This window comes from Oceanobacillus jeddahensis, from assembly GCF_000750635.1.
Classification (GTDB): domain Bacteria; phylum Bacillota; class Bacilli; order Bacillales; family Amphibacillaceae; genus Oceanobacillus; species Oceanobacillus jeddahense.
In genome coordinates this window covers 57,300-70,354 of record NZ_CCDM010000001.1, presented here as the reverse complement: position 1 = coordinate 70,354, position 13,055 = coordinate 57,300, and the positions used below count along the sequence as shown (strand labels likewise).

The following is a 13,055-nucleotide window of genomic DNA, read 5'->3' as shown; positions in this document are numbered from 1 at the left end:
ATCAAGAGTTAAGACTGATTAGCCTAAGAGTAAGGTGAAAATATTAGCGTAGAAATCTCTATTAATTTTTTATTTTCAGATGGATATTTTTTAACCCCACAAACATAGTGAAAGGAAGAAGGTATATGGATTCTAAAAAATTAACGAGAAGAATATTAATAGCTTTGATTGCTGGTGCAGCTGCTGGTATTGCTCTGACATTTGCTCCAGAAAGTTTTTTTGGACCTCTCGATAAATATGTATTAGACCCAATTGGTCAAATATTTATTAATCTTATTATGATGTTAGTAGTTCCGCTTGTATTTGTATCTATTGTATTAGGAACAGCAGGACTCGGGGACCCGAAAAAATTAGGGAAAATCGGTGTTTTTGCGGTTGGCTTTTTCTTAACTACGACGGCAATTGCAATCAGCTTAGGGCTAGGGCTGGGTTATTTGATTCAGCCAGGGTCAACAGGGATTTTTGATACATCAAATGCAGAATACAGTGCAGAGGAAGCACCACCAATTATGGATACATTGATTAATATTATTCCTGAAAATCCAATTGAAGCATTGGCATCTGGAGAAATGCTGCAGATTATTGCGTTTGCTATCTTTATTGGAGTTGGTTTGGCATTTTTAAGTGATAAAACAAAAGGAATATATAATTTATTTGAGCAGGCAAGTGAAATCTTAAATTGGCTGATCACAGTGATTATGCGATTTGCTCCTTATGGTGCGTTTGCATTAATCGCCTCTGCAATTGGCGATGCTGGTCTAAATGCGCTCGGCTCCATGCTGAGTTATATGTTAACAGTAATTGCAGGATTGCTGCTTCATGCGCTTATTATCTATTCTCTTGCTATCTGGTTGATCGGACGCGGGAATCCAATTACATTTTTTAAAGTATTCTTCCCGGCAATGGTAGTTGGTTTTAGTACATCCAGTTCTAATGCGGCACTTCCTGTAGCAATGAAGACAGCTCAAGAAAAACTAGGTGTAAAGAAAGCTGTCAGCAGTTTTGTGCAGCCGCTCGGTGCGACCATTAATATGGATGGTACGGCGATTATGCAGGCTGTTGCAACAGTATTTATTTCTCAAGTGTATGATATTCCGCTGACCTTTACGGATTTATTAATGGTTGTTCTTATCGCCACATTAGCAAGTGTTGGTACAGCAGGCGTACCTGGCGTCGGACTGGTGATGCTGGCTATGGTGCTTGGCCAAGTAGGACTTCCTGTCGAAGGAATTGCATTGATCATTGGTATTGACCGTATCCTTGATATGCTAAGAACATCTTTAAATATTTCCGGAGATGCTGCTTGTGCGTATATTATATCTGAGCGGGAAACACGGAAAGAGAAAAAAGCAAAGAATGCATAAACTAAATTTTTACTAAGTGAAATCCGAACTCATTTGAATTCTAAAGAGAGAATATTGATAATGGGTTCGGATTTTTCTATCCTGATAAATAGCCGTAAACCATAGCTTATCTGGTATCCATCACAGAAATATCTCCTTTATTTTGTAAATTTAGAAACAAACTCTTTAAAAATGTCACAGAATGTTCTAAAATAGACATAGTTAACAAAATATTTTAATCCTTTTTTTAATTCTATTTGTAATCGTTTCCAATTAAGATGAATGAGGTGATTTGATGGATATGCAAGCAATACCGGCACGTGAAGGGAATCATAATTTAAAAAACTACGAGGATTTTCGAAAGACTTTTTCTTGGGAAGAGGTAGAAAAGAACTTTTCCTGGCATGAAACAGGAAAAGTGAACATGGCATATGAAGCAATTGATAAACATGCGGATAATCCTAATACAAAGGATAGGATTGCATTACTATATTCTGATCCAGACCGTGAACAAAAAATAACTTTTGATGAACTCCGTTTGCAAAGCAATCAATTTGCAAACGTGCTGAAGAAATATGATGTACAAAAAGGAGACCGTGTTTTTCTTTTTATGCCAAGAAGTCCTGAGTTCTATCAAGCATTTTTTGGTATTTTAAAAATTGGTGCCATTGCAGGGCCACTGTTTGAGGCGTTTATGGAGCAAGCTGTTGGAGATCGTTTAGAAAATAGTGAGGCGCGAGTTTTAATCACAACACCTGATTTACTCTATCGTATCCCTCAAGATCGGCTGCCGAATTTAGAAAAAATTATTTTAGTAGGTGAGCATGAGGAACAGGGAGATCAGTATATCGATTTTCATTCAGAAATGAAAATCGCGTCCAATGATTTTGATACTGTTTGGGTAGATAGAGAAGACGGCATGCTGCTTCACTATACATCTGGCTCAACTGGAAAACCAAAAGGTATTTTGCATGTGCATAACGCAATGATCCAACATTATGCAACCGGGGAGTGGGTGTTAGACTTAAAAGATGGTGATATTTATTGGTGTACAGCTGACCCAGGCTGGGTAACAGGAACGAGCTATGGTATTTTTGCACCTTGGCTGCATGGTGTGACCAATGTAATCCGTGGTGGGCGTTTTTCTCCAGATGATTGGTACAAAACAATACAAGATAATAATGTTACTGTATGGTACACTGCACCAACAGCTTTACGAATGCTTGTAAGTCACGGAGAGGAAAAAGTTAGAGAATATGATTTATCATCTCTACGACATATTTTGAGTGTTGGAGAGCCATTAAACCCAGAAGTTATTACTTGGGGGCTGAAGGCATTTGACCTGCGTATTCATGATACGTGGTGGATGACGGAGACAGGCGCACAAGTTATTGTAAACATCCCGTCACTGGAAATAAGACCAGGTTCGATGGGGAAACCGATTCCTGGAGTAGAGGCATCGATTGTTGATAATGAAGGTAATGAAATTCCTCCGAATCAAATGGGAAATTTAGCAATTAAAGCTGGTTGGCCATCTATGATGCGTGAGGTTTGGAATAATAAAGGAAAGTATGAAAGTTATTTTATTAACGGATGGTATGTATCGGGCGATAGTGCCTATCGGGATGAAGATGGCTATTTTTGGTTCCAGGGCCGCCTGGATGATGTTATTAATACATCTGGGGAGCGCGTTGGACCATTTGAAGTAGAAAGTAAGCTGATTGAGCATGAGGCTGTTGCAGAGGCTGGTGTGATTGGGAAGCCGGACCCTGAGCGCGGGGAAATTATTAAAGCGTTTATTACTTTAAATCCAGGCTATGAAAAAAGTGATGAGCTGTTAGAAGAAGTTCGCCGATTTGTTAAACAGGAATTAAGTGCACACGCAGCTCCAAGAGAAATTGAAGTAAAAGACTCTATTCCTAAGACACGGAGCGGTAAAATCATGCGCCGTCTGTTAAAATCATGGGAATTAGGGCTGCCGACAGGAGATACTTCGACATTAGAGGAATAATGTTACTTATTTTAAATAGGACAGAAAATACTTTAAATTAAATGTGCATATAGTGGCTTTTCACCTATCCATACAGATGAAAAGCCACTATTTTTGTGTGCAAATAAGAATAAAAGAATGTGTGGATATGGATTCATACAAAAAAGTATCGTTCGGGAATATTGGAAAGGAATATAAATTCATATGTTTTAAATAAATTCTATTTGGGAAGATATAGGATGTAACCAATATTAAAGGAGTGAATAATTCATGGGTAAAAAAATTGCAACAGTCATCACAGACTTATTTGAGGATGTAGAATTTACAAGCCCTAAAAAAGCATTGGAAGAAGCTGGACATGAGCTGGTTACCATTGGAAATAAACAAGGAGATACAGTAAAAGGCAAATCAGAAGATACCAACGTAACTATCGATAAAGGTATTGATGATGTAAAACCAGAAGATTTTGATGCTTTATTTATTCCTGGTGGTTTCTCTCCAGATATATTACGTGCAGATGACCGTTTTGTAGCATTTGCAAAACACTTTATGGATGAGAAAAAGCCGGTAATGGCAATTTGTCATGGACCGCAGCTTCTTATTAATGCAAAAACATTGGATGGCCGTGGAGCAACAGGATTTAAATCCATTCAAGTAGACCTTGTAAACGCAGGCGCGAAATTCAAAGATGAAGAAGTCGTTGTTTGCCAAAATCAATTAGTAACAAGTCGTACACCGGATGATCTTCCAGCATTTAATCGTGAATCTGTGAAGGTACTTGGTTAATTAATAATAGAAAAAGAGTGCTCCTAAAATTTGGAGCGCTCTTTTTATTATCCATCTAATTTTCGAATATCAAATTCGTTATTTAAAAGCAGCCAATTTTGTGGGAAAGCCAGCCCTAATTTCCAATAAGAAATACCTAAAAGCTGAAACTCACGAATTAAATCAAATTTTGCCTGAATGGAACGGGCATCCTCAAACCAAACCTCATGCTCTTGTCCGGAGTCATCTGCATACATAAAATAGGGCGCTTGGGCCGTGGAATCGTATTGAATTGCTGCATTATTTTCCCAGGCGATTTGAACGGCCTGCTGCGGACTGATAGCCCGCGCAGCTTCTCCTCCTTCTACAAAAGGAAGGGTCCAATCATATCCATATAAATTTTGACCGAGTAAAATTTTCTCTGATGGAATTTCGGAGACAGCATATTCCACCACATCGCGGACGGCATTGAGAGGAGAGACAGCCATCGGCGGACCGTAACTGTAGCCCCATTCATAAGTCATCAACACTACAAAATCAACAATCTCTCCATGGGCCCGGTAATCATGTGCCTCATACCATTGCCCTGCCTGCTCTGCGCTTGTTTTTGGCGCAAGGGCTGTTGAAATCAGCAGTCCTGCTTGGGAAAGACGGTCTTTTGCTGTACGCAGAAAGCTATTATAAGCCTCTCTATCTTCTGACGGAAGAAATTCAAAATCAAAGTGTACATCACGAAATCCTTGTTCTGTTGCGATATTAATAATTTCATCTAATAACCGGTTTTGGACAGCCTGCACTGTTAAGATAATATGACCGACCTCTGAGCTGAATGCCCCTTCTTCTAAATTGGTAATAGCCATCGCAATGGAGGCATTGTTTTCCTGTGCAGAGGTGATAAGATTCCCTGTTGGCGGAGCTGTCAGTGTCCCATCCCGATTAGCGCGATAACTAAATAAGGTGAGATACGTTAAAAAAGGCGAATACGTGCTTGCTGCTGTTTCTAATGTCTGGGAAACCTCCTCTCCCATTGGTTCGACATACGCATTGGAAGTGATCGGTTCTTTTGGAGCGGGTGGGATATAAAGGCGAAGTCCGGGATAAATAATCTGGTTGGCATTTAATCCGTTAACCGTTGCTAATTCCTCCACAGGGATGTTAAATTGGGCAGCAACGGAAGAAAGCGTATCACCAGACTGTACAAAGTAAAACTCGCCGACAATGGGAATAACAAGTGCCTGCCCGATAACTAATTGGTCTGGTGCATTTAATTCGTTGGCATTGATAATATCTTGAACGGAGGAACCGTATGTATCTGCAATTTGCTCGAGCGTATTCCCTTGTTCAACAACGTATATTTGCAAAATAATAACCCCCTTCAGAGTGCTTCTTACTCACTATATGAAGAGGGAGAAAGTTATATGCTAAATTGCTGTAATATCTGCATCCATGACCGATTCCATCAGGTAAAGGGCATAGTTATTATTATCCACTCCCTCGGAAGCGAGACAGTTTTTAGGAATGGAAAGGCTGAATTTGTACATATAGGCGTCCTTTGCTGTAAACAGAATGCAAATATCACCAGCAATTCCTGCTAAAATGAGATGCGTTCGTTTTAAATCTGTTAAAAGAGCGTGTAAGGGAGCTTGAAAAAAGGCGGAGTGTTGTGGTTTAATTAGGAAATAATCGTCATCATCCGGTTTGATTTTATCAATGATGTTTGCACTCTTTTCGTTTTTACAATATTTGATAATTTCCCGGAAATCTGCTTGCCATAAACCATAATGATCGTTAACGTAGATAATGGGTATCGATTTTTCTTTGGCAAAATGGCGCAGATTTATTAAATTTGGAAGAATATCTTCTGTATTTGCAAGAAGATTGTCGCCGCCGTCAAATTTAAAATCATTGATTAAGTCGATAAATACAAGTGCTGTATTCTCTGCTGTTATATTCATGAGCTTCTCCTTTTTTAAAGAACTAGGTTTATATAGTATTCCCGCTAAACAATTATTAAAACGAGAATAAAGTGATGTGATAAAAATGATAGAAGAAATGTCTGTAAGTCAAGATGAAAAGTATATGGCAGCTGCTCTGCAGGAGGCACGCAGGGCGTGGATCCTAAATGAAGTTCCCATTGGTGCAGTGGTCGTGAAGGATGGAGAAATTATCGGCAGAGGTTTTAATTTACGTGAATCCATGCAGACGACGTTAACTCATGCAGAACTACTTGCTATTCAAGATGCAAATCAAAAGGTGGGCAGCTGGCGGTTAGAGGATTGCACCTTGTATGTTACATTGGAGCCGTGTCCCATGTGCGCCGGAGCAATTGTACAATCAAGGGTTAAACGTGTGGTCTACGGGGCTAGTGATCCAAAGGCCGGATGCGCTGGAACCTTAATGAATTTATTAGAAGAGCCGCGGTTTAACCATCAGGTCGAAGTGAAATCTGGTGTGCTTGAGCCACAATGCAGTACGGTTTTAAAGAATTTTTTTAAAGAGCTGCGGCAGAAAAAGAATGACTTGGATTCTGAAGCTGAAGAATAGAGCGTGTATCGAAAAAGATACATTTTTCATTGCATTTTTAGGACATGGAAGCTATAATATTAATTACGTGCTAAGCGGGGAGGTAGCGGTGCCCTGTACTCGCAATCCGCTATAGCGAGGCCGAATTCCTGCTCCAGGTGGGATGACTGTATGGTCTGACATAAGGGATTGGTGTTGACGTTCGGGTCCTGCGCAACAGGAACCCATGAACCCTGTCAGGTCCGGAAGGAAGCAGCAGTAAGTGGTTATTCTTGTGTGCCGCAGGGAAACCTGGGCTGAGCCATGAACTTATGTAGCGCATATGGTCATTCCATCGAAAGCAGGTGCACGTTACATATGAAAGAAAAAGAACTGTGAATGCAGTTCTTTTTTTTATCTCTAATTATAGGATTTTGCTTGAAGGTATTTGTTATTCCATTTGTGAATGGATTTGTTTAGACTGATTTTTTGCAGCTGAAATCAATCTTGCTACAGCGTTTACCTCAGGATAATTTTCACTATATGAAAAAGAGAATGAGGAGATGCCGGATGTCTGAAAAAATAAAAACCATATTACGTAAGAAATGGTTGCCTGCAATAATAACAACAATTAATTGTGCGTTTGTATTTATGCTCTATGCTTATTCAACGGAATCTGCCGATACAAACTTATTGGAATATTTAAAGAATATAATGTTATTTGCATTCCTTATTATTATCGTATACGTTGGCCCTGTTGTTTTTATAATAGGAATTACAGTGTCCATATTTATTGACAAGATAGTATGTAAATTAAAGAATTCTAAAGTTAAAGAAACTGTCAGGTTTCTTTTATATCTTTTTTCCGGATTTGCAGTTATATGGTTTATCAGCTTTATTACTGGTTCTGGATTTAGTCCTGTTATGACGAATAATTATGATATTGGAGCTTTTATACTAATCAGTTTTTACCCAAGTACCGTATTTTGGGGAATAGATAGACTAAAAAATTAGATGTAATGTGTATTAAAATAAGCTTTTGCAAGCGAATGGCTTATTTTTCCTCTATCCTAGATTATTGTAATTCTTCCCATTCGTTTTTGGTTGTACAGGTTGAAAAGCTTCATTACCATGATAAACAGATTATTTGCACGAAATAATAAGAAAGCATATGCTATGAATTACTTCGAAATTTATAAGTGAGGTGCGAAAATGGCTCAATTAACACAACCTTTTACATTAAAAAATTTAACCTTAAAAAATAAAGTTGTTATGGCTCCAATGTGTCAATATTCCGTTGATGCTAAGGACGGGATTCCAAATGACTGGCATTTTGTTCATTACACATCACGTGCAGTGGGCGGTACTGGTTTAATCTTAGTTGAGATGACAGATGTAGACCCGGATGGGCGTATTACCGATAATGATCTTGGTCTCTGGTCAGACGAACAAATTCCAGCCTATAAAAAAATGGTTGATGCTGTTCACCGGCAAGGTGCTAAAATAGGTATTCAAATTGCGCATGCCGGCAGAAAGGCGGAAGATGCGAACCCGCCAGTTGCCCCATCGGCAATCCCTGTTACGGAAGACAGTAAAATGCCCCGCGCCTTAACTACAGAAGAAGTCAGGGATACGATTCAACAATTTCAGGATGCAGCAAAACGGGCAGTTGAAGCTGGATTCGATACGATTGAAATACATGGAGCACATGGCTACTTGATTCATCAATTCCATTCTCCGCTAATCAACCAGCGAGAGGATGAATATCAAGAGTTATCCTTCTTTGGGGTACAAATTATCCGAGCGGTTAAAGATGTCATTCCTGAGGATATGCCATTGTTAATGCGGATTTCAGCTGTTGAATATATGGATGGCGGCTACGATATAGATCATTCATTAGAAATAGCCAAAAAATACAAAGCAGCTGGTATCGATATGTTCCATATTTCCAGTGGGGGAGAAGCACCTCCTGGAAAACAAAAACCAGCAACCAACCCCGGATATCAGATTCCTTTTGCACGCAGATATAAAGAAGAACTGGATATGCCCATCATTGCTGTAGGAATCTTAGAAGACCCTGAACTAGCAGAATCTGTTATTGGAAATGGAGATGCGGATTTAATTGCTATCGGCCGCGGGATGTTAAAAAATCCTTATTGGGCAATTCGGGCAAGTGAACAGCTTGGAGATACCATGGAACCGGCAAGGCAATATAAGCGGGCTTATCCGAGGAAGTGAACATATCATGATTTGCTTGTTTTAAAGTCAAATAAGGTACTATAAATAAAAATGAATCTGCCACGTATAGAAAAACAATGTGATAATGAAGCTATAACTTCATTATCACATTGTTTTTCTAAGTTTATTTTAATCGTAGTGTATATTCCATTTTTTAATGATTCATCCACTTACTTTTCCTTATCATATTGCGACCTTAAGTCATTTATCAACGGTTGATTTGTTATTGATGAACATAAGCTATATGAACATCCATATAATGAAGTCAACTTTCGTATATTAAAAGTAACTTCATTTCCATAGAAACGGGAGTTGATCGTTCCTTTGATGACTCCCTAAATAATGAATAGAAGGTGAAGTGTAAAGCACCGCTGCGGCGGACCGTTTTGCTTTCCGACGTACAAATGTTTTCGAAGGGGCGAGTAACCGCAAAAGCTCTTCGGTGGGGCGAGTAATCGCAAAAGCTCTTCGATGGGGCGAGTAATCGCAGCCCCAACCCCAGGACGTTGCGACTTTAGTCTGCCTAGGGGCACGCTCTTCAGCTAACTTTTGCCAACAAGAACGCTTGGCAAAAGTGGATCTTCAGATGGTGCTGATCCCTCAGGAGTCAAAACGGTCCGCCTCCGCTAGTAAGTGTTCTATACGTGGAAAACAACTCACCCAATAGATGTTTGATCAAATAGAACTTATTTTTCATGCTGCATGGTAATGGAGAATATGTTCTTCCTGAAATAGCAAGATATATATGCTTATTTTTAGGTGCAAAAGTTGAGTAATGATGAAATAAAATATATATTTTAATTAGCAAAAGAACTAGCGGATAACAGCTGGAACTTCATTTAATCTTTTAATAAGTAAAATTGTACTAGAAACAAGGTATGTGATATAATTTTGTTGAAAAGCATATCATATAAGAAGGGGCAGTATGCTAAAGCATACTCCCCTAATCATACACACAGTTACTTCTCTCTTAGAGAGGGAAGGCTGCTTTAAAGTGACGAAGCCACCCTATTTGCCGGCAAGCGAAGGGTGGTTTTACTTTTGGTCTTTATCGTGAAACGAAAGAATGGCTATAATAAGCAAGCCAAAACTAATCATCAGAGAAAGGGCTTCAAAAGTAGCCATAGGCATCACCTCCTTTCCTATAGGAGATGGTACCTTCCGTTGTTAAACTTTTCACTGTGCGTATTTATAGGTATTATACCACAATAGGAACATTAGTTCTATATTTTCGTTGTAGATCTTTATTATCCCTTAATAAATTTTATAAAAATTAATTTCTTTAATAATTATCTGCATGCATAAATTACTTCCAGATAATCTATTCCAAGGTTTTCATTCAACCCTCTAATCGGGTATAATAGAAACGAGACAAATAAGGGGAATCGAAATCATGAGTTATCAAGCTTTATACCGCGTCTGGCGACCAAGAACATTTGAAGATGTTGTAGGACAGCAGCATATCACGAGAACGTTACAAAATGCCATTACCCAAGATAAATTCTCGCATGCTTATCTATTCTCTGGCCCAAGAGGAACAGGGAAAACAAGTGCTGCAAAGATTTTTGCGCAAACGATCAATTGTGAGCATGCACCCGTCAATGAACCGTGCAATGAGTGTGCGGCATGCCGGGGAATTCAGGATGGTTCTATTTCTGATGTCATTGAAATTGATGCAGCATCGAATACAAGTGTTGATGATATCCGTGATATCCGCGATAAAGTAAAATATGCGCCAAGCGCTGTGCCTTATAAAGTGTATATTATTGATGAGGTGCATATGATATCTGTCAATGCATTTAATGCGCTCTTGAAAACATTGGAAGAGCCGCCGAAGCATGTGGTATTTATCCTTGCAACGACAGAACCGCATAAAATACCATTAACGATTATCTCCCGTTGTCAGCGTTTTGATTTTAAACCGATCTCCAACCAGGCCATTGTGGATAGAATGCAGAAAATTATGCATGCAGAGGATGTTTCTGTTACAGAGGAAGCTTTAGAGTCTGTAGCATTAGCAGCAGAAGGCGGTATGCGTGATGCTTTGAGTATTTTAGATCAGGCTATTTCCTATAGTGAGGAACAGGTGGAGTTAGAAGATGTGCTTGCCGTAACCGGCGGGGTATCTCAAGAGGTCCTTACGGAGATTGTTCGTGCAATGATTGGGCAGGACGTACAGACAGTGCTTAATGGATTGGCCCAGATGATTCAAACAGGAAAAGATCCAGGGAAGTTTGTGCAGGATCTAATCTACTTTATGCGTGATTTACTTTTATATAAAAGTTCGCCAGGATTGGGTAACTTATTAGAGCGGGCTGTAGCAAATGAAGCTTTTGAAGCATTGTCTGAACAGGTTGAAAATAGTTGGATCCAGCATGCGATTATAGAACTGAATCAATGCCAGCAGGAAATGAAATGGTCCAACAGTCCGAAAATTTTTATTGAGGTGGCGCTGTTATCCATTACAGATCAATTTGGAAAAACGCAAGCACCGGGGCAAATCCAGTCAGAAGCAGTGGAACAGTCAGCTGTTGTCGGGCAGCTTCAGCAGAAATTGCAGGCGATGGAGCGCGATATAGCGAAATTAAAAGAAGCTCCGCCGCAGCAGCAGGAGGTTGGAGGTTCAGCTTCTGCACCTGAAAGACGCCGTCCTAATTCTAGAAATACACGAAACACATATAAGATTCCATTTGATCGGATTCGTGATACACTAGGGAAGGCAGAGAAAAAAGAGCTGAAAGATGTTCATGCACAATGGGCAAACTTCTTAAATCAATTAAAAACAACGAACGCACCTGCACATGCTACAATTCAGGACAGCAAACCTGCAGCGGCATCCGCAGATACACTAATTGTTGCATTTAAATATGAGATTCACTGCTCTTTATTCCTTGACCATCGAGAAATGGTAGAATCCATATTAGGTAATTTAGATAAACATCGCACGATTATTCCAATTCCGGAGAAAGAATGGAATGATTTGCGTAGTGAATATATTCAAAAGCAAGAAAAACCTGATGAACCAAAGAAACCAGAAGGAGATCCGCTTGTAGATGAGGCTCGAAAGCTCTTTGGTGATGATCTTTTAGAAATTCATGATTAACTTAAACTAAAAGGAGGTATTTTCCATGAAGGGAAATATGAATAACATGATGAAGCAAATGCAGAAAATGCAAAAGAAAATGATGAAAGCACAGGACGAATTACATGAAATGTCTTTTGAAGCTTCAGCTGGTGGCGGTATGGTAACTGTCCGTGCAAATGGCAAAAAAGAAATTACAGATGTAGAGGTCAAAGAAGAGGTTGTTGACCCGGATGATATCGAAATGCTGCAAGACCTGATTTTAGCGGCTACAAATGATGTGTTAACACAAATCGATGAAAAAACAAATGATACGATGGGACAATTTACAAAAGGAATGAATATGCCAGGAATGTTCTAATTCCTTTTTCATTTAAAGATAAGACGTCTGGCTTGTTTGCCAAGGCGTCTTATTTTCGCCAAGGATAGAATTTGTTAATTGAGGGTTTTCATGAGGAGGTAAGAAAGTATGTATTATCCAGAGCCGATAACGAAGCTAATGGATAGTTTCTCCAAATTACCGGGAATTGGTCCGAAGACAGCCGCACGCCTGGCTTTCTTTGTGTTAAATATGAAAGACGATGACGTGATGAATTTTGCTAATGCATTAGTAAATGCGAAACGGGAGCTTACCCATTGTTCGGTTTGCGGGCATATTACGGATCAAGATCCGTGTGCGATTTGTCAGGATACCAGCCGGGATGGATCGGTTATTTGTGTTGTCCAGGATCCGAAAGACGTCATTGCCATGGAGAAAATGAAAGAGTTTCGAGGCAAATATCATGTCCTGCATGGAGCTATTTCCCCAATGGATGGGATTGGCCCAGAAGATATTAATGTACCAGATTTAATCAATCGCTTGAAGGATGAAGAAGTGGAAGAGCTAATTCTTGCTACTAATCCAAATATCGAAGGGGAAGCAACAGCAATGTATATTTCTCGCTTAGTAAAACCTTCAGGGATTCGTACAACACGCATTGCCCATGGGCTGCCAGTCGGCGGTGATTTAGAATATGCGGATGAAGTGACGTTGTCAAAAGCGTTAGAAGGAAGAAGAGATGTCTAACTTTTATTTCTAATTATCTGTGAAGAGGATAAATTCTTCTTAGGATGAAATCTATTTTTATAATGAGGT

The 13,055-nt window shown here is 39.4% G+C and carries 12 protein-coding genes and 1 other RNA gene; 10 read left to right on the top strand and 3 right to left on the bottom strand.

The window, feature by feature from the left end; translation table 11 throughout:
* Positions 1-125: 125 nt before the first annotated feature.
* The 3 genes from BN986_RS00385 (at position 126) to BN986_RS00375 (ending at position 4,119) form a co-directional block, all read left to right on the top strand.
* Complete coding sequence (locus tag BN986_RS00385) at positions 126-1,364, top strand: dicarboxylate/amino acid:cation symporter (RefSeq protein WP_040977678.1); 1,239 nt, start codon at positions 126-128, stop codon at positions 1,362-1,364.
* Positions 1,365-1,638: 274 nt separating this feature from the next.
* Complete coding sequence (gene acsA / locus BN986_RS00380) at positions 1,639-3,354, top strand: acetate--CoA ligase (protein ID WP_040977677.1); 1,716 nt, start codon at positions 1,639-1,641, stop codon at positions 3,352-3,354.
* 249 nt (positions 3,355-3,603) lie between these two features.
* Positions 3,604-4,119 (top strand): type 1 glutamine amidotransferase domain-containing protein, encoded by a 516-nt coding sequence (locus tag BN986_RS00375; RefSeq protein WP_040977676.1) that lies wholly within the window; start codon positions 3,604-3,606, stop codon positions 4,117-4,119.
* Between the two features lie 47 nt (positions 4,120-4,166).
* Here the strand turns inward: BN986_RS00375 and BN986_RS00370 are convergent, their stop codons facing one another.
* Positions 4,167-5,459 carry a glycoside hydrolase family 18 protein gene (locus BN986_RS00370; protein ID WP_040977675.1) on the bottom strand — a complete coding sequence of 431 codons (1,293 nt, stop codon included), beginning with the start codon at positions 5,457-5,459 and terminating at the stop codon, positions 4,167-4,169.
* A 60-nt stretch (positions 5,460-5,519) separates the two neighbouring features.
* The gene (locus BN986_RS00365; RefSeq protein WP_040979075.1) at positions 5,520-6,047 is read right to left on the bottom strand and encodes a cysteine hydrolase family protein; all 528 of its coding nucleotides are present in this window, start codon (positions 6,045-6,047) and stop codon (positions 5,520-5,522) included.
* A gap of 103 nt (positions 6,048-6,150) precedes the next feature.
* On the opposite strand from BN986_RS00365, the gene tadA reads away from it, so the two are divergent.
* The 4 genes from tadA (at position 6,151) to BN986_RS00350 (ending at position 8,838) form a co-directional block, all read left to right on the top strand.
* Positions 6,151-6,642, top strand: coding sequence for a tRNA adenosine(34) deaminase TadA (gene tadA / locus BN986_RS00360; RefSeq protein ID WP_040979074.1), 492 nt, complete (start codon positions 6,151-6,153; stop codon positions 6,640-6,642).
* Between the two features lie 65 nt (positions 6,643-6,707).
* Positions 6,708-6,973: signal recognition particle sRNA large type (gene ffs, locus BN986_RS26025), an RNA gene on the top strand.
* Positions 6,974-7,170: 197 nt separating this feature from the next.
* Entirely contained in the window at positions 7,171-7,614 is a 444-nt protein-coding gene (locus tag BN986_RS00355) for a hypothetical protein (RefSeq protein ID WP_040977674.1), read from the top strand.
* Positions 7,615-7,812: 198 nt separating this feature from the next.
* Positions 7,813-8,838 (top strand): NADH:flavin oxidoreductase/NADH oxidase, encoded by a 1,026-nt coding sequence (locus BN986_RS00350; RefSeq protein ID WP_040977673.1) that lies wholly within the window; start codon positions 7,813-7,815, stop codon positions 8,836-8,838.
* A 1,035-nt stretch (positions 8,839-9,873) separates the two neighbouring features.
* On the opposite strand, the gene BN986_RS27575 is transcribed toward BN986_RS00350, so the two are convergent.
* Positions 9,874-9,963 (bottom strand): putative holin-like toxin, encoded by a 90-nt coding sequence (locus BN986_RS27575; protein ID WP_222860954.1) that lies wholly within the window; start codon positions 9,961-9,963, stop codon positions 9,874-9,876.
* Between the two features lie 268 nt (positions 9,964-10,231).
* On the opposite strand from BN986_RS27575, the gene dnaX reads away from it, so the two are divergent.
* From dnaX to recR, 3 genes are all read left to right on the top strand, one after another.
* Complete coding sequence (gene dnaX, locus BN986_RS00345; RefSeq protein ID WP_040977672.1) at positions 10,232-11,941, top strand: DNA polymerase III subunit gamma/tau; 1,710 nt, start codon at positions 10,232-10,234, stop codon at positions 11,939-11,941.
* Between the two features lie 25 nt (positions 11,942-11,966).
* Positions 11,967-12,281, top strand: coding sequence for a YbaB/EbfC family nucleoid-associated protein (locus BN986_RS00340; RefSeq protein WP_040977670.1), 315 nt, complete (start codon positions 11,967-11,969; stop codon positions 12,279-12,281).
* Between the two features lie 108 nt (positions 12,282-12,389).
* Positions 12,390-12,986, top strand: a complete 597-nt coding sequence (gene recR / locus BN986_RS00335; RefSeq protein ID WP_040977669.1) for a recombination mediator RecR — start codon at positions 12,390-12,392, stop codon at positions 12,984-12,986.
* The last annotated feature ends 69 nt before the right edge of the window (positions 12,987-13,055 follow it).

Coding starts and splice junctions, on each gene's coding strand:
- dnaX (WP_040977672.1), top strand. CDS start 10,232: ATGAGTTATCAAGCTTTATACCGCGTCTGGCGACCAAGAACATTTGAA.
- BN986_RS00355 (WP_040977674.1), top strand. CDS start 7,171: ATGTCTGAAAAAATAAAAACCATATTACGTAAGAAATGGTTGCCTGCA.
- BN986_RS00340 (WP_040977670.1), top strand. CDS start 11,967: ATGAAGGGAAATATGAATAACATGATGAAGCAAATGCAGAAAATGCAA.
- BN986_RS00375 (WP_040977676.1), top strand. CDS start 3,604: ATGGGTAAAAAAATTGCAACAGTCATCACAGACTTATTTGAGGATGTA.
- acsA (WP_040977677.1), top strand. CDS start 1,639: ATGGATATGCAAGCAATACCGGCACGTGAAGGGAATCATAATTTAAAA.
- BN986_RS27575 (WP_222860954.1), bottom strand. CDS start 9,963: ATGGCTACTTTTGAAGCCCTTTCTCTGATGATTAGTTTTGGCTTGCTT.
- BN986_RS00385 (WP_040977678.1), top strand. CDS start 126: ATGGATTCTAAAAAATTAACGAGAAGAATATTAATAGCTTTGATTGCT.
- BN986_RS00350 (WP_040977673.1), top strand. CDS start 7,813: ATGGCTCAATTAACACAACCTTTTACATTAAAAAATTTAACCTTAAAA.
- recR (WP_040977669.1), top strand. CDS start 12,390: ATGTATTATCCAGAGCCGATAACGAAGCTAATGGATAGTTTCTCCAAA.
- tadA (WP_040979074.1), top strand. CDS start 6,151: ATGTCTGTAAGTCAAGATGAAAAGTATATGGCAGCTGCTCTGCAGGAG.